The sequence below is a fragment of the Kosakonia sp. AG348 genome (assembly GCF_003337365.1).
GTDB lineage: Bacteria > Pseudomonadota > Gammaproteobacteria > Enterobacterales > Enterobacteriaceae > Kosakonia.
The window spans coordinates 402,450-425,152 of sequence record NZ_QPJR01000003.1 but is presented as its reverse complement, the minus strand read 5'-3'; the positions used below and the strand labels follow the sequence as shown (position 1 = coordinate 425,152).

Annotated in this window: 23 protein-coding genes and 3 tRNA genes; 18 read left to right on the top strand and 8 right to left on the bottom strand. The window is 52.4% G+C overall.

What is annotated here, in order from left to right:
• Positions 1–8 precede the first annotated feature (8 nt).
• Complete coding sequence (gene rimI, locus DFO56_RS09180) at positions 9–449, bottom strand: ribosomal protein S18-alanine N-acetyltransferase (RefSeq protein WP_020456459.1); 441 nt, start codon at positions 447–449, stop codon at positions 9–11.
• Positions 418–831, bottom strand: coding sequence for a DNA polymerase III subunit psi (locus DFO56_RS09175; RefSeq protein ID WP_045510067.1), 414 nt, complete (start codon positions 829–831; stop codon positions 418–420). The genes rimI and DFO56_RS09175 overlap by 32 nt, the downstream gene beginning before the upstream one ends.
• 245 nt (positions 832–1,076) lie before the next feature.
• On the opposite strand from DFO56_RS09175, the gene rsmC reads away from it, so the two are divergent.
• From rsmC to DFO56_RS09155, 4 genes are all read left to right on the top strand, one after another.
• Positions 1,077–2,105: a 16S rRNA (guanine(1207)-N(2))-methyltransferase RsmC gene (gene rsmC, locus DFO56_RS09170; RefSeq protein ID WP_020456457.1), complete on the top strand. Its 1,029-nt coding sequence runs from the start codon at positions 1,077–1,079 to the stop codon at positions 2,103–2,105.
• A 168-nt stretch (positions 2,106–2,273) separates the two neighbouring features.
• Positions 2,274–2,360 (top strand) — tRNA-Leu (locus DFO56_RS09165).
• Between the two features lie 28 nt (positions 2,361–2,388).
• Positions 2,389–2,475 (top strand) — tRNA-Leu (locus tag DFO56_RS09160).
• Positions 2,476–2,506: 31 nt separating this feature from the next.
• Positions 2,507–2,593, top strand: a tRNA-Leu gene (locus tag DFO56_RS09155).
• A 33-nt stretch (positions 2,594–2,626) separates the two neighbouring features.
• Here the strand turns inward: DFO56_RS09155 and DFO56_RS09150 are convergent.
• Positions 2,627–2,905: a DUF1435 domain-containing protein gene (locus tag DFO56_RS09150; RefSeq protein ID WP_045510071.1), complete on the bottom strand. Its 279-nt coding sequence runs from the start codon at positions 2,903–2,905 to the stop codon at positions 2,627–2,629.
• 217 nt (positions 2,906–3,122) lie between these two features.
• Between DFO56_RS09150 and DFO56_RS09145 the strand changes: the two genes are divergently transcribed.
• Complete coding sequence (locus DFO56_RS09145) at positions 3,123–4,187, top strand: GGDEF domain-containing protein (protein ID WP_045510074.1); 1,065 nt, start codon at positions 3,123–3,125, stop codon at positions 4,185–4,187.
• A gap of 102 nt (positions 4,188–4,289) precedes the next feature.
• A complete protein-coding gene (fhuF, locus tag DFO56_RS09140; RefSeq protein WP_045510077.1) occupies positions 4,290–5,078 on the top strand; it encodes a siderophore-iron reductase FhuF in 789 nt (262 codons plus the stop codon).
• 43 nt (positions 5,079–5,121) lie between these two features.
• Here fhuF and DFO56_RS09135 read toward each other — a convergent pair whose 3' ends face one another.
• Positions 5,122–6,462 (bottom strand): PTS cellobiose transporter subunit IIC, encoded by a 1,341-nt coding sequence (locus DFO56_RS09135; protein WP_020456453.1) that lies wholly within the window; start codon positions 6,460–6,462, stop codon positions 5,122–5,124.
• 339 nt (positions 6,463–6,801) lie between these two features.
• Here DFO56_RS09135 and DFO56_RS09130 point away from each other — a divergent pair, with 339 nt between their 5' ends.
• Positions 6,802–7,260, top strand: a complete 459-nt coding sequence (locus DFO56_RS09130; RefSeq protein ID WP_045510080.1) for a YbaK/EbsC family protein — start codon at positions 6,802–6,804, stop codon at positions 7,258–7,260.
• Positions 7,261–7,310: 50 nt separating this feature from the next.
• On the opposite strand, the gene bglJ is transcribed toward DFO56_RS09130, so the two are convergent.
• Both bglJ and DFO56_RS09120 read right to left on the bottom strand, forming a co-directional pair.
• Complete coding sequence (gene bglJ / locus DFO56_RS09125; protein ID WP_071925256.1) at positions 7,311–7,931, bottom strand: DNA-binding transcriptional activator BglJ; 621 nt, start codon at positions 7,929–7,931, stop codon at positions 7,311–7,313.
• Between the two features lie 11 nt (positions 7,932–7,942).
• Complete coding sequence (locus DFO56_RS09120; RefSeq protein ID WP_020456449.1) at positions 7,943–8,665, bottom strand: response regulator transcription factor; 723 nt, start codon at positions 8,663–8,665, stop codon at positions 7,943–7,945.
• 533 nt (positions 8,666–9,198) lie between these two features.
• Between DFO56_RS09120 and DFO56_RS09115 the strand changes: the two genes are divergently transcribed.
• The 8 genes from DFO56_RS09115 (at position 9,199) to opgB (ending at position 16,250) form a co-directional block, all read left to right on the top strand.
• Positions 9,199–9,975, top strand: coding sequence for a threonine/serine exporter ThrE family protein (locus DFO56_RS09115; protein ID WP_045510084.1), 777 nt, complete (start codon positions 9,199–9,201; stop codon positions 9,973–9,975).
• Positions 9,966–10,439: a threonine/serine exporter gene (locus DFO56_RS09110; RefSeq protein WP_017457822.1), complete on the top strand. Its 474-nt coding sequence runs from the start codon at positions 9,966–9,968 to the stop codon at positions 10,437–10,439. The genes DFO56_RS09115 and DFO56_RS09110 overlap by 10 nt, the downstream gene beginning before the upstream one ends.
• 319 nt (positions 10,440–10,758) lie before the next feature.
• On the top strand, positions 10,759–11,214 hold the full coding sequence (locus tag DFO56_RS09105) for a MarR family winged helix-turn-helix transcriptional regulator (protein WP_020456447.1): 456 nt from the start codon (positions 10,759–10,761) through the stop codon (positions 11,212–11,214).
• A gap of 82 nt (positions 11,215–11,296) precedes the next feature.
• Positions 11,297–11,725 carry an organic hydroperoxide resistance protein gene (locus DFO56_RS09100; RefSeq protein WP_020456446.1) on the top strand — a complete coding sequence of 143 codons (429 nt, stop codon included), beginning with the start codon at positions 11,297–11,299 and terminating at the stop codon, positions 11,723–11,725.
• Positions 11,726–11,885: 160 nt separating this feature from the next.
• Positions 11,886–12,425, top strand: coding sequence for a primosomal protein DnaT (dnaT, locus tag DFO56_RS09095; protein WP_045510089.1), 540 nt, complete (start codon positions 11,886–11,888; stop codon positions 12,423–12,425).
• Positions 12,426–12,427: 2 nt separating this feature from the next.
• Positions 12,428–13,165, top strand: coding sequence for a DNA replication protein DnaC (gene dnaC / locus DFO56_RS09090; protein WP_045510091.1), 738 nt, complete (start codon positions 12,428–12,430; stop codon positions 13,163–13,165).
• A 75-nt stretch (positions 13,166–13,240) separates the two neighbouring features.
• Positions 13,241–13,738, top strand: coding sequence for a DUF2501 domain-containing protein (locus DFO56_RS09085; RefSeq protein WP_045510094.1), 498 nt, complete (start codon positions 13,241–13,243; stop codon positions 13,736–13,738).
• Positions 13,739–13,961: 223 nt separating this feature from the next.
• Positions 13,962–16,250 (top strand): phosphatidylglycerol--membrane-oligosaccharide glycerophosphotransferase, encoded by a 2,289-nt coding sequence (gene opgB / locus DFO56_RS09080; RefSeq protein WP_045510097.1) that lies wholly within the window; start codon positions 13,962–13,964, stop codon positions 16,248–16,250.
• Between the two features lie 3 nt (positions 16,251–16,253).
• Here the strand turns inward: opgB and DFO56_RS09075 are convergent, their stop codons facing one another.
• Positions 16,254–17,066 carry a GNAT family N-acetyltransferase gene (locus tag DFO56_RS09075; protein ID WP_045510100.1) on the bottom strand — a complete coding sequence of 271 codons (813 nt, stop codon included), beginning with the start codon at positions 17,064–17,066 and terminating at the stop codon, positions 16,254–16,256.
• Between the two features lie 85 nt (positions 17,067–17,151).
• Positions 17,152–18,822 carry a methyl-accepting chemotaxis protein gene (gene tsr, locus DFO56_RS09070; RefSeq protein ID WP_020456440.1) on the bottom strand — a complete coding sequence of 557 codons (1,671 nt, stop codon included), beginning with the start codon at positions 18,820–18,822 and terminating at the stop codon, positions 17,152–17,154.
• Positions 18,823–19,171: 349 nt separating this feature from the next.
• Here tsr and btsT point away from each other — a divergent pair, with 349 nt between their 5' ends.
• The 3 genes from btsT (at position 19,172) to yjiA (ending at position 22,675) form a co-directional block, all read left to right on the top strand.
• Positions 19,172–21,325, top strand: coding sequence for a pyruvate/proton symporter BtsT (gene btsT, locus DFO56_RS09065; RefSeq protein WP_020456439.1), 2,154 nt, complete (start codon positions 19,172–19,174; stop codon positions 21,323–21,325).
• 179 nt (positions 21,326–21,504) lie between these two features.
• Positions 21,505–21,708, top strand: coding sequence for a YbdD/YjiX family protein (locus tag DFO56_RS09060; protein WP_007373011.1), 204 nt, complete (start codon positions 21,505–21,507; stop codon positions 21,706–21,708).
• Between the two features lie 10 nt (positions 21,709–21,718).
• Entirely contained in the window at positions 21,719–22,675 is a 957-nt protein-coding gene (gene yjiA, locus DFO56_RS09055; protein ID WP_045510104.1) for a GTPase, read from the top strand.
• The last annotated feature ends 28 nt before the right edge of the window (positions 22,676–22,703 follow it).

Below are 22,703 nucleotides of genomic sequence, written 5' to 3'. Positions count from 1 at the left end.
TCACCTTTTTAAATTGCTAAAGCCATCACTATCGCGTCTTCACGCCCATTGGCAGTGGGGTAATAGTTACGGCGAATGGTCGCTTCGTTAAAACCTAAACTTTCGTACAGTGCGATAGCGCCAACGTTAGAGGCGCGGACTTCCAGCCACAGCGTCAGCACGTCGCGTGCTTCCAGTTCATGAATCAGATGTTCCAGCAACTGACGCCCCAACCCTTTACGCTGCCAGGCCGGATCAACGGCGATGTTAAACAGCGTGGCTTCATCAAGCACCACCTGGGTAATGGCAAATGCGGCCATTTCATTCCCGACCATCAACCGGTAGTTGAGATAGCGTTCGCCCTGATTACTGGCCAGCGTTTTTTCGCTCCAGGGGAAGGCATGCGCCCGTGTTTCTATTTGGTATGCGCGGGCTAAATCAGCCGTGCTGAGGGAAGAAATCGTGTTCATGTTCGCAGATTTGTTGCCATAACGCGGCGCGAGCCGCAGGATTTGTGCGTAGCTCATCAACCGACGGCGTCGCAACCTGAGCACCCGCCAGCGCCTGCTGCGCTTCAACACCCAACCACCAGCTGTTGCACTGGCTTTCGGGCGGTAGCATGGCGACACGATCGGGCGTCAACTGGAGGACTTGATCTTCTGTCACGGTTAGCGCGCGCAGCACATCGCTGACCAACGGATCGCTCAGCGTCGGCAAAGTTGGTGAAACCATCACCAACCGGATATGCGCGGGCAGCGAAATAGCAATTTCCCCCTGCAGCGCCGCCGGGCGTCGCAAGGTCCACTGGGTAATGCCCAGTTGCTGTAATTGCCAGTCGCGTCGGGAAGTCATGGTGAAACACTCCTGTATCAGGCGCGCAAATATAACAAACTCGACGAAATTGCGCCATCAACACGCAGCCAGTAAAGACGCAACGCGTAAGATAACGGGCATACACAAAATCATTCATACTACGCCGAGGCGGCAAGAATGAGGCTCCCGTGGAGATTAACCGGGGGATGAAGACGCAGCCAACAAAGAGGCAGTTTGAAGGATAACGTGTATAATCGCCGCCTGAATTTAAAGAGGAACCATTCATGTCTGCTTATACCCCGGCAAGTGAAGTCTTGCTGCGCCACAGTGATGATTTCGAACCAAGCCGTATTTTATTTGCCGGCGATTTGCAGGATGACCTGCCCGCTCGCCTGGACACCGCTGAAAGCCGTGCCTGGACGCAACAATTCCATCAGTGGCAGACCTTAAGCCCGCAGATGGGTGAACACGCCCGTTATAGCCTGGTGGCCGATAGCGAGACCGTCGGTAACAGCGACACGCTTATTTACTACTGGCCGAAAAATAAACCGGAAGCCCTGTTTCAGTTGATGAACCTGCTGTCGCTACTGCCAGTGGGCAGCGACATTTTTGTGGTGGGCGAAAACCGTAGCGGTGTGCGCAGTGCCGAACAGATGCTGGCTGAGTTTTGTCCGCTGAATAAAGTCGATAGCGCCCGTCGCTGTGGGCTGTACCACGGTCGTCTTGAGAAGCAGCCGCAGTTCGATGCGAACAGTTTCTGGGGCGAATACATACTGGATAACCTGACGATTAAAACCCTGCCGGGCGTATTCAGTCGCGACGGTCTGGATGTCGGTAGCCAGCTTCTGCTGTCGACGCTTACGCCGCATACCAAGGGGAAAGTGTTGGATGTGGGCTGTGGCGCGGGTGTGCTCGCAACGGTCCTGGCCAGCCATTCGCCGAAAGTGCGCCTGACGCTGTGCGATGTTTCCGCCCCGGCGGTAGAAGCCAGCCGCGCAACGCTTGCGGCGAACGGTTTTGAAGGTGACGTTTTCGCCAGCAATGTCTTCTCCGAAGTCACGGGTCGCTTTGACATGATCATCTCCAATCCGCCATTCCATGATGGTTTGCAAACCAGCCAGGAAGCCGCACAAACGCTGATTCGCGGTGCGGTACGCCATCTGAACAGCGGTGGCGAGCTGCGAATTGTTGCGAACGCCTTCCTGCCTTACCCGGATGTGCTGGATCAAACGTTCGGTTTCCATGAAGTCATTGCGCAGACAGGCAGATTCAAAGTGTACCGTACGGTAATGACGCGCCAGGCGTTAAAATAACCCGCAGGCCCGGTGGAATCCTTCATCGGGCAAATTTCACCACCTCGTCACGACGCGCCCATTTTTACAGCGATCAGCCTCAGTCTGTGCAATTAACTATTGACGAAAAGTTGAAAACATCTAGAATGCGCCTCCGTGGTAACGATACTTCAAGAGTATCGATGGTATGCGAAGGTGGCGGAATTGGTAGACGCGCTAGCTTCAGGTGTTAGTGTCCTTACGGACGTGGGGGTTCAAGTCCCCCCCCTCGCACCATAAACCACGTTGATATCGCTCGCACTGTGCGAAGGTGGCGGAATTGGTAGACGCGCTAGCTTCAGGTGTTAGTGTTCTTACGGACGTGGGGGTTCAAGTCCCCCCCCTCGCACCAACGAGGCGATATCAAAAAGTAAGATGACTGTGCGAAGGTGGCGGAATTGGTAGACGCGCTAGCTTCAGGTGTTAGTGTCCTTACGGACGTGGGGGTTCAAGTCCCCCCCCTCGCACCAGATATCTTATTCTCTCCCTGTATTGCTCCCCTGTTACATCATCATCTTTAGATTCAATAGCATCAGCATCATTGCGCCAACCAGAGCAACGCCTGAAGGCAATAAAATAAAATGGCGTAAACGCTTATGGTAAAGCATGGCGGGTGTCAGTAATAAGCCCAGAACAATCACCATTCGCCACGCATTGGCTGATAAATCCGCCAGCATCAGCACAGCAACAATCACTCCAGGCACCACAATTCCCCAGCCACTTCCCAGCGCTCGCTGCAACATGGTTTCATCTCTCAAATCGATAATGATAACCAATATCATATGATATCTTTTCTCAATTGTCAGCCGGCGGTCATACGGTCGTATGAAGATTACTCATCATCTAATGACAGTCATTCAGGAAGGTGATAAATTAAGCGCTGCTTAAATCTAAATCCAAATCACTAATTTTTCGCAATGACAGTTTCATTGCGTTACTTCTTTTTTCCTTTGACTCATAGCGCAGTAGTATATTGCGGATAAATAACGATTTTTAGGTATGACATTACAAACCTGGCAATCTCTATGTAATAAGAGATATCGATTGTCCCTACGACTCTTTTTACTGCTCAACGCAATCTCAGCTTTGTTCTCTATTGCTCTGCCGTTCTACAATCAGCGCGCGTTCACGTTTCCCGTGTGCGCTATCTTTGCGGCGAGCATTGTGCTGCCCGTCTGGCAAAAGTGTTATCCAAAAACAAAAATCAATATCACATTCATCTCACTTATATTTGGCTGCCTGTGGGCATGGCATGTGATAACCAAAGTCAGGTTACTTAATGACGACGCCTCTACCTACCTGCTTATAGCCTTGCTGAGCGTGCTTTTTATCGGCTCAATCGCTTTTTCAAATAACATTGTCGCCTTTTTGCTGCACTCCTTGCCGGTCTTCGTGACATGTCTGTGGTTTAGCGAAGGGGAAAGCGCAATCAGGCTTATTTACACCTTTGCGCTGCCAGTGTTGGGGATCTCTATCCAGCATGCGATCCAAAAACGTAACGATAGTTTTGCCCTTGCGCTGATGAACCGCCTGATGCAGGAGCGTAAAACGCTAAACGATCTGAGCATGCTTGACCCACTAACCGGCCTGTACAACCGTCGTGGTTTGCAACACAAACTTGATAACTTGCTGGCCGTTGATGAGAGTTCGCGTTTCGTCCTGCTGCTCGATATTGACCACTTCAAAGCCTACAACGACCACTACGGACACATGATGGGCGATCAGGCGCTTATCCGTGTTTCCGCTGCTTTACGCGACGCCGTGCGTTCCCGTGATATCGTCGCGCGCTTTGGCGGCGAAGAGTTTATGATCCTGCTGAATAACGTTGATGTTGAGCAGGCTCGCCTTACCGGAGAGCGCATCCGCCAGAAAGTGTACGATTTAAAAATCCCGCATATGTTTAACGAAAGCGTCGCCACAAACGTCACGATCAGTATCGGGATTGCGCCACTTGTCGATCACGATATTGATGCGGCGCTTTCGCTCGCCGATAAAGCGTTATATGAAGCCAAACATTTAGGCCGTAATAACATTCTGGTGAGTGGCGAGCTGCGAGTCGCCTGAGGCGCGCTCAGCGCTAACTTTTCGATAAAAATGTTGCTATCGATTTTACCTCTGGCTAGGATTAGCAATCATTATCATTTAGATTTGCTATCGGCTGGCGCTATGACCTATCGCACCGCATCGATCACCGAAAACATTATCTGGCGAAGCCGACTCACTGATGAGCGTGATTCGCTGGCAAATGCCATGCGGGAAACCATCGCCAGCACCCGTGAGTATTTGCTCGATTTTATTCGTCTGAATGAACCCGCACCGTACCAAGCAATGACACTGGCTGAGTGGGCGCACCCTGCCGCATTACAGTCACTTATCGCCACCTACTCCGATCATATTTACCGCAACCAATTGACGCAGCAGCGTGAAAACAAACCGTTGCTGTCGTTATGGGCACAGTGGTATCTCGGGCTGCTGGTACCGCCACTATTATTAACGTTGCTGACGCAAAAAAGCGCCATTAGTCTCTCCCCGGAACATTTTCATGCCGAGTTCCATGAAACCGGCCGCGCCGCGTGTTTCTGGATTGATGTGCAACGGGATAATAAGTTGTCGTCATGCGACGACGCGCAGCGTATATGCGCATTAACGACGCAGGCGATCCTCCCGGTAGTTCAGGCGCTGGAAGCCACCGGCGATATCAACGGTAAACTTATCTGGAGCAATACCGGCTATCTGATTAACTGGTGCCTGGGGGAACTCATCCCAAAACTAGGTGAAACGCGTGTTGCCGCACTTCGCCAGCTTTGCTTTTTCGAAAAGCAACTCGCTGACGGCAGTGATAACCCTTTGTGGCGCACAGTTGTTCTGCGCGACGGCGCTCTGGTGCGTCGCACTTGCTGCCAGCGCTATCGCCTGCCCGATGTTCAGCAGTGCGGTGACTGTACGCTGAAATAAGCAGAGGGCGATAAATCGCCCTCTTCGTTTTTATTCGACACCATCACGCAACCTGCTTATCTTCCTCGGCGCGTTGTGCCTCTTCAGCTTCCTGTTCCAGCAACTGTTTCTCATACACTTTGAAGAACGGGTAGTAAATTATCGCAGACACACAGGCCAGCAGAACGACAAGGATCGCCGCGCGGAAATCCCAACCTAACGCCCATGCACCGCCAATCGGCGCTGGCGCTGTCCAGGGTACGACCGAGATGACGCGGCCAATCAGATCCAGTTTCATTGCCGCCCAGGCAATAATCGCATTAAGAGTCGGAGCCAGCAGGAATGGGATAAAGAACACAGGGTTCATGACGATGGGGGTACCGAAAATAACCGGCTCGTTGATGTTGAACAAACTCGGTACCACGCTCAAACGCCCGATCGAACGCAAATGCACCGAGCGGCTACGCAAGTAGCAGAACACCAGTCCCATGGTCGCCCCGGATCCGCCAATCACAATAAAGAATGTCCAGAACGCTTCCATAAAGATATGCGGTAACGGTGCACCTTGCGCCAGCGCACTCTGGTTAAGCCCGAGGTTCGTTAACCAGAACATCTGCAGCATCCCGGAAACAATCGCCGCACCATGAATACCCGCAAACCACAATAAATGGCCGATGATCACCGCCAGCAAAATCGCAGGTAGCGAGTCCGCCGCCGCCACCAGTGGTTTGAATAGGGCCATAATGGCTTGCGGAATTAACATGTTGAACTGCGTCTGGATAAGCAGGCTCAGCGGATAAAGGGTAAGCACCACGACCAAAACTGGGATCAGCAAATCAAAAGAGTTTTTGATCATTGGCGGCACCTGGTCTGGCAAACGGATGCCTATATTGTGCGCTTTCAGAAAACGCATCATTTCAACGCAATAAACAGCCACCAGGATCGCGGTAAAAATACCGGTACCACCCAGACTATCAACTGGCAATGTGCCGTTGGTTTTCGGTGCTGCAACCAGTAAAAAAGCCATCAGCGACAGCATCGCGCACATAAACGGATCCAGCTGATGCGACTTCACATAATGTTTACCGAGATTGTAAGCAATCGCCGCACAGATATAGATAGACATAATGCCCATCGTCATATCAAAAGGCGTAAGGATCCGCCCTTCATACTGCTTCGCCAGGTCCAGCCATGTCCGGGCAAAACCCCAGGTCGTATCTGGCGAAAATGGAGGGTATGCAAATACCAGCAAGAATGAGCCCACTATCATAAACGGCATCGCGGAGATAAAACCGTCGCGAATCGCCATAACATGACGCTGGGAAGAGATGCGTCCGGCTACCGGACTGACATAATTTTCTATAAACCGGAAAATAAGATTAAACGCAGCATGGTTGGCAGACATAGTAGATCTCCTATCAGGCTAACAAAGTAAGCGCATCAGCAACCGTTCTGCCGTGCAGCGATCCATGTTTTTGACGTGAAACCATGCAGGTTTTCGAACCAGCATTACAGCAAAGTTGAGTAGGTTTCATAGACGGCTCTTTTTTAATTTTATGAACAGAGGGAAATGACAAAATGAGTATTAACCCGGCTTGTTAACACTGCAACCGGTTACTGTAACCGGTTTCCGCGATTGTGAAGAGGATCGAGAATCTGGCAGTAAGATGTTTGTTATGCCCGGTTATTTACACGCATAACAGGCTTGTGACAGATTAATGGCGGTCATTTGCTGGAGAACATCATGAGTTTGCAGTCCGTACGGCAGTTCTTTGCCGATAACGCCCCCGACATCGATATTATTGAACTTAACCAAAGTACAGCAACCGTGGCACTCGCCGCCGCAGCGCATAATGTCGAACCAGGGCAAATCGCAAAGACACTGTCGTTAAAAGTGAAGAACGAAGTGATATTGGTCGTCGCGAAAGGTGATGCACGCCTTGATAATAAAAAACTAAAAAATACCTTTGGCGCGAAAGCCCGAATGCTAAGCAGTGATGAGGTCGTCACCATTACCGGACATCCAGTCGGTGGTGTCTGCCCGTTTGGTCTGGAAAACCCGTTGCAGGTATATTGTGACGTGTCGTTAAAACGCTATCAGGAAGTGTTACCGGCCGCGGGAGCAATTCACAGCGCAATTCGTATTTCTCCCGACAGAATGGCGGAATTAACACACGCGAAATGGATTGATGTGTGTCTGTAGTTGCCTAACAAAGCGCCAGGGATAGCCTGGCGCAGTTCCCAAAAAAACGTTTACATTAACTCCGATGCGGCCCGCGCGCAGGGCGGCTTCCATGTCAGAATATCCGCCGCATCAAGCAAACCGACATCTGATGTGACCCCCAGCTTTGCCATTGCGTTGAATTTATGCGCCCGAATAGTTTTCACATTACGATCCAGCTGCGATGCAATTTCGGCAACAGAAAACCCCCGCGTCATGTAGTTCAGAATTTCCCTTTCTGTCGGGCTGAGCATACGACACTGGCTCACATACCAATGGTTAATCATGTTTTCGTTAATGCGCCGCGTCTCCCCAAACAACGTGACTAACTCCTCCAGTAGCACAGCAAGGGGGGATGATTTACTTAATATCCCGTGCAACCGTGAGGGGGAGAGATGCCCAACCAGCCGCGCTTCACGGTTATCTCCCGCTAATACAATGCGTTGCATTCCTGGATGGGAAAGGGAGAGTAAATGCAGACACATCAGGCATTCCAGCCGTTCTTTCCGTTGACCAAAAAGGGAATAGATGACGGAAAAAAACGAAGTCTGTTTCAGCGCCTGCCGAAACGCCGAATGATCTTTAAAAAAATAAAATTGATAGTGATTAATAGCAGATTCATCAAATAAATGTCGTAGGCCCTCCCCGCTCATTATGCATTTTTCTATGATGGCAACATTTCCCTTCTTCCTGGTATTTTCCATTCATTATGCTCTCCGTCCGCCGTACCAAAATCCAGCTGTTTCATTCCCTGACTGCTATTAATCCATGTATACAAATCTGCATTACTACGTAGTGATAACCGCCGCATTGCGCTATTTTTCTGCGCACTAACTGTTTTATTACTTTTTTTAAGCAGCGTGGCAATTTGATTAATCCCCCATCCTTTTCCAAGGAGGCGTAACACTTTGCGCTCAGACAACGTTAACATTGCGTTCGAAAAAGAATTGTCGGTGTGTTTATGCCATCCTGAAGTCAATAAGGTTTGGCTTATATTCTCAACATTCTTATGCCCATTACGAATGGCGTCAATTACACCCTCTATCGGTTCGACATCGGCCAGCAAGGTCGTTTGGGGCTGCATAAGAAGCTCAGCAGCCACAGGGTAGAGGCTGCGCGAAACGAAGAATAGCCAGCGTGCGTTATCGCATTGAGGAAACAGTGAATAATATTGCTGACAGCTTTTTCTTGCATAACGTTGCTCCCCTGATAAGTCAGTGATTATCAATCTGGCGCATTTTAATTTAAGCAGTGCAACCTCTTCCACTGATGAATAATAATTGAGTGCATATTCCGGGAAATGTCGCTCAAGAATGCCGCCAATCCCGACCCTAAGTATCGGCGTTTTGCTGATGATAATCCCCTGATTGCCGTCTCTCGATAGCATAAAGCCTCCGCTTCCATTTGCGCGTTCTATCAACCTTATTTATAAGTATTTACTCAGTTAATACTCATATTGCGTAAAGTAGCAGCACCGTTTTGATGGAGCCGCCATAAAATTGGCACAGTTTATGAATGGAAATAAATATAATGTACTGAATTATAATATCCACAAGTAGCGTGTCAACATTACACAATGCGCATTAAAACATCCGATACATTATTAATAATAAAATAAGAAATTTAAAACAGTCGGCACATATTGAGATAAGATAAAAGCAATCATCTTAAATAATATATAAGATCTTATTAACGCTAACTTCATCATTATTCTCAGCTAAACAGAAAAAAATCAGCTGTTTCTTTTCTGTTATTACTTCATTCTTAACATGCGATAAGCTCTCCTTTTGAACATGAACAAGCGTGATTTAATGCACAATTCTTGATCTTTCTTAGCGCCATCCAGCCAGTGTCCTGTGCTAAAAATAGGCTTTCCGCTCCACCCTTCGTGAGCGCCAGTGCAACAATACCAGGGTAATCATGCAAACAGACCAGTCATCACAGCGGGCCATTACGCGGCTGTGCATTCAGTGTGGCCTTTTTTTGTTACAGCACGGCGCAGAGAGCGCGCTGGTTGAGGAGCTTTCAACGCGTCTGGGACTGGCGCTGGGTATGGACAGTGTTGAAAGCTCGATATCTTCCAATGCCATTGTTCTTACCACGATTAAAGACGGAATGTGCCTGACATCAACCCGTAAAAATAGCGATCGCGGCATTAATATGCACGTGGTGACGGAAGTTCAGCATATTGTCATTCTCACTGAACATAAGTTATTGGATTGCAAAGACGTCGAGAAGCGCTTCGCTCAGGTCAAACCCTTACGCTACCCGCGCTGGCTGGTCACTCTGATGGTGGGTCTCTCTTGTGCCTGCTTTTGCAAGCTCAATAACGGCGGCTGGGATGGTGCTTTTATCACTTTCTGCGCCAGTAGTGTCGCGATGTATGTCCGCCTTGTGCTGGCAGGCCGCCACTTACACCCGCAAATCAACTTTTGTATCACCGCTTTTGTTGCCACTACGGTTTCCGGCTTGATGCTGACGCTGCCCGTTTTTCTGCGATCATCCACCGTTGCGATGGCCGCCAGCGTTTTACTTCTAGTACCGGGGTTTCCGCTGATTAATTCGGTTGCCGATATGTTTAAAGGACATATCAATACGGGCCTTGCACGCTGGGCTATCGCCAGCTTATTAACGCTTGCCACCTGTATTGGTGTGGTAATGGCAATGACATTGTGGGGATTACGCGGATGGATGTGATTTTATTCATCCTGGCGCTGGCGCAGGATATGTTACTGGCGGCCATCCCTGCCGTTGGCTTTGCCATGGTATTTAACGTGCCGCACCGCGCTCTACCGTGGTGCGCGCTGCTTGGCGCGATTGGCCATGGTTCGCGCTTCGCTATGGTGCACTGGGGATTCAATATCGAATGGTCGACTTTTGCCGCCTCAATGCTGGTCGGCTCGATTGGCATCCACTGGTCACGCTGGTATCTGGCGCACCCGAAAGTCTTTACCGTGGCGGCAGTGATCCCTATGTTTCCGGGCATTTCCGCCTATACTGCAATGATTTCGGCGGTCAAGATCGGCCATTTTGGCTACAGCGAAGAACTGATGATTTTGCTGTTAACGAACTTCCTGAAAGCATCATCGATTGTCGGTGCACTCTCTATTGGCCTGTCGATTCCTGGGCTGTGGATTTATCGCAAACGCCCCCGCGTATAAGGTCGGTTCTCTGTCGCCGCGGAATTACCGCCGCCCTGACGGGTGGAATTGCGCGGCGGCAAATTTTGGGGCAGGGAAACTTATTGCGATTGCGTAACGTGCGGAATAACTTTTTGATGGAAATGTAATTTTTCAAGGCAGCGATTTACCAAACACGCAGTGAGCAACGATCCAGGCCCCTTCGCATTACTTTTGCAAAAATCCCGGCTCTGGTCGCGAAGCGCCATTATGATGCTGAAACAGCAGGCAAATTTTTGTGCGCATACTTTTTCGAAAAAATAACTTGCAATAAAATCGCGTGCTATCTATATTCAGTCTCATGAAGAAGACATCGACTCCAACCGCGAATGCGCAGCTCGCGTTAGATAACCAGTTTTGTTTTGCACTGTACTCAACAAATCTGGCGCTGCATAAGCTCTACCGGCAGCTCCTGGCGCCGATGAATCTCACTTACCCGCAATATCTGGTGATGCTGGTGCTGTGGGAGAAAGATGACATCACGGTGTCGGAAATTGGCGAGCGCCTGTTTCTCGACTCCGCCACGCTGACGCCGCTGTTGAAGCGTCTGGAAAGCGCCGGGCTGATTCGTCGTCAACGTTCGCGCCAGGATGAACGCCAGGTGGTGATCACCCTAAGCGAAAGCGGGCGTGACTTACAGCAACAAGCGACGTCGATTCCGGAAGCAATCGGCTGTGCAATGGCTTGTGATAGCGCAACGCTTGCCGATATCAAGCAGCAACTGGAACGGCTTCGCCAACAATTTCAACGGGCATAATCTCCCTTTATAGGGAGTTTATTCTCAGTAAAAAATAGCACGCTATTTTATAGCAAACACCTCAAATAATAAGGAACCTGCCATGTCTTTAGAAAAAGTTGTTTACACCGCCAAAGCCAAAGCAACCGGAGGCCGTGATGGTCGCGCAACCTCTTCCGACGGCGTACTGGATGTCAAACTGGGCGTGCCGAAAGAAATGGGCGGCGCTGGCGGTGAAGTTACTAACCCAGAACAGCTGTTTGCTGCGGGTTACTCTGCCTGCTTCCTCGGAGCGATGAAATTTGTCGCCGGTCGCGACAAAATCGCCATGCCGAAAGATGCGTTTATCGAAGGCGAAGTGGGTATCGGCCCTTTGCCGACCGGCTTTGGTATTGAAGCAAAACTGAATATCCACCTGCCGGGGATGGATGCCGCTGAAGCCAAAAAACTGGTCGATGCAGCACACATTGTTTGCCCCTATTCCAACGCCACGCGTGGCAACATCGACGTTACGCTGAATATCATTGCGTAACGCAAAAAAGCCAACGTTATTGGAAAATCACAAGCCGGGGAAACCCGGCTTTTTCACGCTGTTCTGCCCTTTGTGCTCACTGTGTTACTATGTGTGATTATGCCTGTGTGAAAAAAACACAGTGCGCCGTATCCGTAGTAATCCTGTTTGAGAACGCGTTATGTCTTCCAGAATCCTGACGCCGAATGTCATTGGTATTGATGAATTTGTGCGCGATCCTGCCTGCGTGCTGGCACGCACGGAAGGCGGCGCCATCGCCGTTTTTGCCAATAATAGCCCCGCGTTTTACGCTATTACGCCGCAGCGCCTTGAACAACTTCTGGCGCTCGAAGCACAGCTTGCGCGCCCGATGAGCGACATTTCGCTCGATGCACAATTCTATGAAGAACCAGCCGCCGCGCCGGTAAATGTGCCAATGGGCAAATTCGCCATGTATGCGGGCTGGCAGCCGGATGCTGACTTTCAGCGCCTGGCGGCGATGTGGGGCATTGCGCTGGCGCATCCCGCCACGCCGGAAGAGCTGGCCTCGTTCGTGGCTTACTGGCAGGCCGAAGGCAAAGTTTTCCATCACGTCCAGTGGCAGCAAAAACTGGCGCGCAGCCTGCAAATGGGCCGTAGCAGCCAGAACGGCGCGGCAAAGCGGGATATTAACGCCCTGTCCGAACCGGATAATCAAATCCCACCAGGTTTTAGAGGATAACGATGAAAAACGTCGGCGAATTGATGAAGCGACTGCAAAAAATGATGCCTGCCAACACCAAGCCTGCTTTTAAAACCGGCGAAGAGTTGATGGCATGGCAGAAGCAACAAGGCGAAATCCGTTCGGCGGCGCTGGAGCGCGAAAACCGCGCCATGAAAATGCAACGCACCTTCAACCGTTCCGGCATTCGTCCCCTGCACCAGAACTGCTCTTTCGATAACTATCGTGTTGAAACGGAAGGCCAGATGCGGGCGCTGAGCCAGGCACGGCAATATGTAGAAGAGTTCGACGGTAACATCGCCAGTTTTATCTTTTCAGGCAAACCCGGAACCGGCAAAAACCATCTGGCAGCAGCTATCTGTAATGAGCTGCTGTTGCGGGGGAAATCGGTGCTGATTATTACCGTTGCCGACATTATGTCGGCCATGAAAGAAACTTTTGGCAACAAGGAAAACAGCGAAGAGCAGTTGCTCAATGACTTAAGCAGCGTTGACCTGCTGGTGATTGATGAAATCGGTATGCAGACGGAATCCCGCTACGAAAAAGTGATTATCAACCAGATTGTCGATCGCCGCTCTTCGTCCAAACGCCCGACAGGCATGCTGACCAACAGCAACCTGGAAGATATGAATAAACTGTTGGGCGAACGCGTGATGGACAGGATGCGTCTCGGCAACAGCCTGTGGGTGATCTTCAACTGGGAAAGTTACCGCAGCCGCGTCACCGGTAAAGAGTATTGAGAGTTTTCCCATCCGTGGCGCGCCCGCGCCCGGGTGTATACTGGCCGCCTTTGTTGATACCAGGATCTGCTCTCGATGAAATTCCTCCAACACCTCCTTTGCAGCGCCGCACTCGGTAGCGCACTGCTTACCGGCTTCGCGCAAGCCGCCTCCTGGCAGGATACGCTTTCCAGCGCCGCCAGCGAACTCAGCCAGAAATCGACTACATCTCAATCCCAGCAAGGGGGTCTTTCACTCTCCTCCCTGACGGGTCTGCTTAATGGCGGTAACCAGGCGCTCAGCGCTGGCACCATGAACAATGCGGCGGGCGTGATGAGCTGGTGTGCGAAAAATAAGCTCTCCAGCCTGACCAACACCGAAAATGTGAAAAACCAGGTGCTGGATAAACTGGGTCTGGGTGCCGCTCAGCAGAAACAGGACACCAATTATCTGGAAGGGATCCAGGGCATGCTGAACACCAAAAACGGGGAACAGCTGAATCTGAGCAACATCGGTAGTACGCCACTGGCGGAAAAAGTGAAATCCAAAGCCTGCGATATCGTCCTCAAGCAGGGCGTTAACTTCCTCTCCTGATATCCCGCCGCGTTCAGTCAGAGCGCGGCGTTATCCTTCCCCGCTTTACCGAAACGCCGCCAGTGCGACGGCTATCACTATTACGCCTTTCTAAACCAATTCTGAATAAGTACGCCACAGAGTGACACTACAATTGCAGATATGTGACATGAACATTAAATTATACGCCCTGTTACAAAAATTAATGGCCAGCAATATGCCTGGCGTTGATGAGGAATAACGGTTGTCCGAGTTGCTCTCTATCGCGCTGTTTCTTGCCTCTGTGGCTATCTACGCCTGGAAAGCGGGCCGTAATACCTGGTGGTTTAGCGCCACCCTGCTGGTGCTGGGTCTTTTTGTCATCCTGAATATCACCCTTTACGCCAGCAATTATTTTACTGGCGACGGCATCAACGACGCGGTGTTATACACCCTGACCAACAGCCTGACAGGCGCGGGGGTCGGTAAATATATGCTTCCCGGCGCGGGGTTAGTATTAGCGCTGGTAGCGGTGTTTTGCGCGCTCGGCTGGGTGCTGCGCCGTCGTCGCCATCTGCCACACCATTTCGGCTATAGCTTACTGGCGCTCGCACTGGCGCTCGGTTCGGTGGACGCCAGCCCGGCGTTCCGCCAGATAACCGAGCTGGTAAAATCCCAGACGCGTGAAGGCGACCCTGACTTCGCCACTTTCTATAAAGTACCGACAAAGCAGATCCCCAACCCCAAACTGAACCTCGTTTACATCTACGGTGAAAGTCTTGAGCGCACCTATTTTAACGAGGAGGCGTTCCCCGGCCTGACGCCGGAATTGGGCGCGCTAAAAGAAGAAGGCATTGATTTTAGCCATACCGAACAGCTACCCGGCACCGATTACACCATCGCCGGCATGGTCTCTTCGCAGTGCGGCATCCCGCTGTTCGCGCCGTTCGAAGGCAACGCGTCGGCCTCCGTTTCCAGCTTCTTTCCGCAGAATCTTTGCCTTGGCGACATCCTGAAAAATTCCGGCTACGAAAACCACTTTATTCAGGGCGCTAACCTGCGTTTCGCCGGAAAAGATGTGTTTTTAAAATCCCACGGCTTTGATTACCTGACCGGTGCAGAAGAGCTGAAAAACGAGGTCGCGGACCCGCATTACCGTAACGACTGGGGTTTTTATGACGATACGGTGCTGGATACCGTGTGGAAACAGTACGAGGAACTCTCCCGTTCAGGTAAACGCTTTTCGCTGTTTGCGCTGACGGTGGATACCCACCACCCGGACGGTTTTATCTCGCGCGGCTGCGAACGTAAAAGTTATGCCTACGATGGCAAGCCGAACCAGTCATTTAGCGCGGTAACCTGCAGCCAGCAAAATATCGCCGCGCTTATCAACAAAATCAAAGCGTCGCCGTGGTTTAAAGACACGGTGATCGTGGTGTCATCGGATCATCTGGCGATGAATAACACCGCGTGGAAATACCTCAACAAGCACGATCGCAGCAACCTGTTCTTTGTGCTGCGCGGCGATGAACCGCAGCAGGATATCTCCGGTATTAAGCGCAGCACTCTTGATAACGGCGCAACCGTGCTAGATATTCTCGGCGGCGATAATTTCCTCGGCCTTGGCCGCAGCAGCCTCTCCGGGCAGTCGCTGTCGGGTATTTTCCTCAATATGAAAGCGAAAATGCTGGCGTGGAAACCGGACATTATCCGGCTGTGGAATTTCCCGAAAGAGATGAAAGACTTCACCATCGATACAGATAAACAGATGGTGGCGTTCTCTGGCAGCCAGTTCCGTTTGCCGTTGCTGGTGCGGGTATCGGATAAAGTTGAACCGCTGCCGGAAAGTGAGTATTCCGCACCGCTGCGCTTCCAGCTGGCGGATTTCGCCCCGCGCGATAACTTCGTCTGGATCGACCAATGCTACAAAATGGCGCGTTTATGGTCGCCGGAACTGGCGCTTTCTACCGACTGGTGCGTCTCGCAGGGGCAACTGGGCGGCGAACAGCAGGTCCAGCGTGTCGACAACGCGCAGTGGAAAGGGAAAACCGCGTTTAAACAAACGGTGATCAGTAGCGATCGCTACCAGAAAAACGTCGATACCCTGAAGATCCTCGACGATAGCATTCGTTACAAGGCCGAAAGTTTTGTCTTTAACGTGGCAGGCGCGCCGGAGGAGATAAAACAGTTTAGCGGCCTCTCTCGTCCGGAAAGCTGGGGGCGCTGGTCGAATGCCAATCTGGGCGAAGAAGTGGCGATCGAATATAACCAACCGCTACCGGAACAGTTCGAGCTGGTGATCACCGCCAAAGCCTTTGGCCCGAATGCCAACCGGCCGATTCCGGTGCGCGTTGGCGATCAACAACAATCGCTGACGCTGGGTAATGAGCTCAGCACCACCACGCTGCACTTTAGCAATCCGTCTCACAGCAACCGGCTGGTCATTGTGCCGCCGGAACCGCAATCGACCAATGAAGGCAATATTCTTGGTCATTCGCCGCGTAAACTGGGTATTGGTCTGGTGGAAATCAAAGTGGTGAACCGTGAAGGCTGACCGCTACAGTTCCGCTTTCATCTCGTACTGGCTGATGGCCATGGTGGCGTAGCCCGCGCGCTGGAACAGGGATGAAAAACGCTCTGGCACCGCCACGGTGGTGCCAAGCGACGGAAAGTGCTGGTTCAACGCCTGCAGCAACTCGCAGGCAAACCCTTTGCGCCGGTACTCTGACTCCACATAAATAAACCGCAGCAGGGGTTTACCACCGAGGGTGGAAACCAGCGCATAAGCATGTTTGCGGTACTCGAACGCCCGCGCCGGCAGCGATACCGCAGTGAGCGGATCCACCTGCCACGGCAGCCGGTCATGGCATTCACTTATGGAGCTGCGCACCACTTCCAGCGGATCGCGCGCCTGTAACGTGCAGTTCTCTTCAGCTACATCCTCACGGCCCTGGTAGCCAAACAGCGGCTGAACGGTAGCAAACCCCAGCGCATGATAAAGGGCGATACCGGCATGATTATCGCTCATAACTTCCAGCCACATCTGGCGAACACCTTTCGCACGCAGCCCCGCCATCAACGACGGCAATATTTGTCTGCCCACGCCCTGGCCGCGAAATGGCGGGCAAATCGCAAAGGCCGCCAGTCGGGCACAATCACCACGCCGGGCGATCAAAGCCACAGCGGCAGGCGTATCGCCCGCCAGCCAGACGCAGGAATCGACGAGGCTTAAACCTTCGGCAAGAAAGCGTTGTGCAAAAACATCGGGCGGCAGAGAAAACGGAACGCGATAGCCTTCAAAACAGGCACCGGTGATAGTGGTCAGCGCTTCGCAACTATAGTGGATGGCAGGAACAGCGACAAGGTTCATAAGGCTTCTCCGCGACATGATGCAATGAGCATAGCACGGTGAAGCGGGAGAAAATGCGCCCTGTGTGACAGGGCGCAAATAACGATTAGAAGGTTTCCCAGTTCTCGCCCGCGTCGGTCGCGGCTTTACGCGGCAGCGCGGTTGCAGGTTCCGCTTTCACAAAACTGGTTGGCGTTGCGCCAGCGTTTTTACGCTGGTCCTGCATGATGCGGAACACAGAAACGGCCTGCGTCAGGCGGCTGGCTTGTTCTTCCAGCGCTGCCGCAGCGGCGGCAGACTCTTCCACCAGAGAGGCGTTCTGCTGGGTAACGCGATCCATTTCAGCAACGGCCAGACCAACCTGGTCAATGCCGCGGCTCTGCTCATCGGAGGCAGAGGCAATTTCGCCCATGATGTCGGTAACACGCGTAACGGCGTTAACGATCTCATCCATGGTTTCACCGGCGCTTTCCACCAGCGTGGAACCCACTTCAACGCGACCCACTGAGTCTTCAATCAGGCTCTTAATTTCGCGGGCAGCCTGGGCGCTGCGCTGTGCAAGGTTACGTACTTCACCCGCAACTACCGCAAAGCCGCGACCCTGTTCACCCGCACGCGCCGCTTCGACCGCAGCGTTAAGCGCCAGAATGTTAGTCTGGAAGGCAATGCCGTCGATCACGCTGATAATATCTGCGATTTTCTGCGAACTGGCGGTAATGTCGCGCATTGTCTGCACCACGTTATCCACCACTTTACCGCCTTTTTGCGCGGTCTCGGACGCGCTCAGCGCCAGGTGGCTTGCCTGACGGGCGTTTTCGGCGTTCTGTTTCACCGTAGCGGTCAGCTCTTCCATGCTGGCTGCAGTCTCTTCCAGAGAAGCGGCCTGCTGTTCCGTACGGGACGAAAGGTCGTTGTTACCTACGGAAATTTCGCTGGCACCGCTGTAAATGGCGTTGGCACCGTTACGGACATCGCTAACGGTGCGCACCAGTTCGCTTTGCATATGGCGCAGGCTGTCTGCCAGCACGCCCATTTCATTGGAACCCTGTACTTCAATGCGCTGCACCAGATCGCCACCGGCAATATGGCGGATATTGTCGATCAAGTGGTTGAGCGGCTTAATCAGCGCCCCTTTAATCCCCACCCAGACACAGACGATCACCGCCAGTACCACGATTAATACGGTGATAATCACCCACACCGCAGAACCGTAGGAGCTTTCGCTGTCGCGAACCGCTTGTTCATACAGGCTGTCATTCTGCTTCAAGTAGTTAACGTATTGTTTCTCAAAACCATCCTGATAACTCTGGGTCGGCTGGTCAAAGAAGTCATTGATCTTACCGGCACCCAGCAACTGGATCAGCTCCGCCAGCGCGTTGTGGTAGATATCGTAGTTACGTTTGATCTCTGCTGCGGCTTCTTCGCTCTGGCGCGGATCGCGCGGCAGCGCCTGGTAAGCGTTCCAGTTCGCTTCCGCCTGTTTCAGCGAGGTGCTGGCAATCTGCATCAGATCCGACACGGTTGCGCCGCTGCCGATATTGCTCTGATCCATCATGTAGCGGATACCCGCGCGGTTAAGGGTGTTACGGGTTTGCAGCAGCGCAACCCAGCTACCGTTCAGCGTGGATTGCTGCTGGCGAATGGTTTGTAAGACGGTGAAGTTTTCTTTGTCCTGTTTCAGCGCGTTGAAGAACAAGCCGCCGGAAGTGAGTTGTAACAAGCCAAATAATGCCAATACCAGCAACAAACTGGTCACAAGTTTAATACGAGTCAACATGTTTTCTCTTTCCCTATAAACAGATACCAGGTTTTCGGCCTGGCATAGGAAAACTTTATGGTTTAACGTGCTATTTTTTCGCCAGTTATACATGGATTACAACCCGGCAGAATTCGCTCCCTTCCTTGCAAGACAACGACTTAGCGTGACATACATCACAGTTCAGCCAGCGTTTTCCCGCCCTCAAAACCGCTTATGACGCATCCGTTACCGCTCACCGCCTTTTTCTAACCACTCAGTCAAATCGCTGCCGATTCGCGCGCGTAATTTGCCATCATGAATGCCAGCATTTCAGCCAATTCAACATTTCAAATCCCATTCACTGTTTCTGTTAAAAACCAGGTCTGATATGGATACTAAAAAACTACTCAAGCACATACCCTGGGTCATCCTCGGGATAATCGGTGCTTTTTGTTTATCCGTTGTCGCATTACGCCGTGGCGAGCATGTCAGCGCGCTGTGGATCGTGGTTGCGTCCGTTTCCGTTTACCTTGTGGCCTACCGCTACTACAGCCTTTACATCGCCCAGAAGGTGATGAAACTCGATCCAACCCGTTCCACGCCGGCGGTAATCAATAACGACGGCCTCAACTATGTGCCAACCAACCGCTACGTGCTGTTTGGTCACCACTTTGCCGCTATCGCCGGCGCAGGCCCGCTGGTAGGTCCGGTACTGGCCGCGCAAATGGGCTACCTGCCGGGTACGTTGTGGCTGCTGGCGGGCGTGGTGCTGGCCGGTGCGGTGCAGGACTTTATGGTGCTGTTTATCTCTTCACGCCGTAACGGCGCGTCTCTTGGTGAGATGGTGAAAGAAGAGATGGGCCGCGTGCCGGGGACCATCGCGCTGTTTGGCTGCTTCCTGATTATGATCATCATCCTCGCGGTGCTGGCGCTGATTGTGGTGAAAGCGCTGGCGGAAAGCCCGTGGGGTGTCTTCACTGTCTGCTCCACCGTGCCGATTGCCCTGTTTATGGGTATTTATATGCGCTTCCTGCGCCCGGGACGCGTTGGTGAAGTCTCGGTTATCGGTATTGTGCTGCTGGTGGCCTCCATCTGGTTTGGTGGCGTTATCGCGCACGATCCTTACTGGGGCCCGGCGCTGACCTTCAAAGACACCACCATCACCTTTGCGCTGGTGGGTTACGCCTTTGTCTCTGCACTTTTGCCGGTGTGGCTGATCCTTGCCCCGCGCGACTACCTGGCGACCTTCCTGAAAATCGGCGTGATCGTCGGTCTGGCGCTGGGCATCGTGATCCTCAACCCGGAACTGAAAATGCCTGCGGTGACGCAGTACATCGACGGTACTGGGCCACTGTGGAAAGGTGCGCTGTTCCCGTTCCTGTTTATTACCATCGCCTGCGGCGCGGTATCTGGCTTCCATGCACTGATCGCGTCCGGTACCACGCCGAAACTGCTGGCTAACGAAACCGACGCACGCTTTATCGGTTACGGCGCAATGCTGATGGAATCCTTCGTTGCAGTGATGGCGCTGGTTGCCGCCTCCATTATCGAACCAGGTCTCTACTTCGCCATGAACACACCGCCAGCAGGGCTGGGCATTACCATGCCGAACCTGCATGAGCTGGGTGGTGATAACGCGCCGATGATTCTGGCGCAGCTGAAAGATGTCACCGCGCACGCAGCGGCGACCGTCAGCTCCTGGGGCTTTGTGATTTCGCCGGAGCAGATCCTGCAAACCGCGAAAGATATCGGCGAGCCGTCCGTACTGAACCGCGCTGGTGGCGCACCGACGCTGGCCGTTGGTATCGCGCACGTGTTCCACAAAATCATCCCGATGGCGGACATGGGCTTCTGGTACCACTTCGGTATTCTGTTTGAAGCGCTGTTCATCCTCACCGCACTGGATGCCGGTACGCGTGCGGGCCGCTTTATGCTGCAGGATCTGCTGGGTAACTTCGTGCCGTTCCTGAAAAAAACCGACTCGCTGGTAGCCGGCGTCATTGGTACTGCGGGCTGCGTGGGTCTGTGGGGTTATCTGTTGTACCAGGGCGTGGTTGATCCGCTGGGCGGCGTGAAAAGCCTGTGGCCGCTGTTCGGTATCTCTAACCAGATGCTCGCGGCCGTCGCGCTGATGCTGGGCACCGTGGTGCTGGTAAAAATGCAGCGTACCAAATACATCTGGGTCACCGTGGTTCCTGCCATGTGGCTGCTGCTGTGCACCACCTGGGCGCTGGGTCTGAAACTGTTCAGCACCAACCCACAACTGGAAGGCTTCCTGTATATGGCTAACCAGTACAAAGAGAAGATTGCCGCCGGTGGCGGAGATCTGACCGCGCAGCAGATTGCCAACATGAACCATATCGTGGTGAACAACTACACCAACGCCGGGTTGAGTATTCTGTTCCTGGTGGTGGTGTACAGCATCATCTTCTATGGCATCAAAACCTGGTTGCAGGTGCGTAACAACACCGTGCGTACCGACAAAGAAACGCCGTATGTACCGGTGCCGGAAGGCGGTGTGAAAACCTCTTCACACCACTAAACCAGTTGCCGGATGACGCTACGCATCCGGCATATAACGCGTGATGATGTAACCACCGTTGAGGGTGGTTACATCTGTTTCGCAGCCTTCATTGGCGCAGCCAGGTTGAACACTGCCCGTTCAAAATGGCAAGCAAAATAGCCTGCCTCTGCGGGCTTCACATATATCTGAGATGAATGATGTTTGGTAACTTAGGCGAAGCCAAAAAATACCTCGGTCAGGCGGCAAAGATGCTGATTGGCATCCCGGACTATGACAACTACGTTGATCATATGAAAACCAACCATCCGGATAAGCCGTACATGACTTACGAAGAGTTCTTCCGCGAACGCCAGCAGGCGCGTTACGGCGGAGACGGCAAGGGCGGTGTCCGCTGTTGCTAAAGGAGAATCTATGACCCCGATTGCAGTAACCTTGTTGACCGGTTTTCTCGGCGCCGGCAAAACCACCCTCTTACGCCATATCCTCAATGAGCAACACGGCTACAAAATTGCCGTTATCGAAAATGAATTCGGCGAAGTGTCTGTTGACGATCAACTGATTGGCGATCGCGCCACGCAAATAAAAACCCTGACCAATGGCTGTATCTGCTGTAGCCGATCCAATGAGCTGGAAGATGCGCTGCTGGATCTGCTCGACAGCCTCGATCGCGGCGATATCGCCTTTGATCGGCTGGTAATTGAGTGCACCGGTATGGCCGATCCGGGGCCGATCATTCAAACCTTTTTCGCCCATGAGATCCTTTGCCAGCGCTATCTGCTGGATGGCGTCATTGCGCTGGTCGATGCGGTACATGCCGATGAGCAGATGAATCAGTTCACGCTGGCACAGTCGCAAGTGGGTTATGCCGACCGTATTCTGCTGACCAAAACGGATGTCGCAGGCGAGTGTGAAAAACTGCGCGAACGCTTAAGCCGAATCAACGCCCGCGCGCCGGTTTATACCGTGACGCATGGCGATATCGAGCTTGCGCAACTGTTTAATACCAATGGTTTTATGCTGGAAGAGAACGTGGTGGCGGCAAAACCGCGCTTTCACTTTATCGGCGACAAGCAAAACGACATCAACTCAATAGTGGTCGAGCTGGATTACCCGGTGGATATCAGCGACGTCTCCCGCGTAATGGAAAACCTGTTACTGAGCTTTGCCGAAAAATTGCTGCGCTATAAAGGTATGTTGTGGATCGATGGCGAGCCAAACCGCTTACTGTTCCAGGGCGTACAGCGCCTTTACAGCGCGGACTGGGATCGCCCGTGGGGCGACGAAACACCGCACAGCACGCTGGTGTTTATTGGCGTACAGCTACCGGAAGATGAGATCAGAGCAGCATTTGCAGGTTTGAAGAAATAACGCCTGCGGCTTCCCCCTCCGGCGAGGG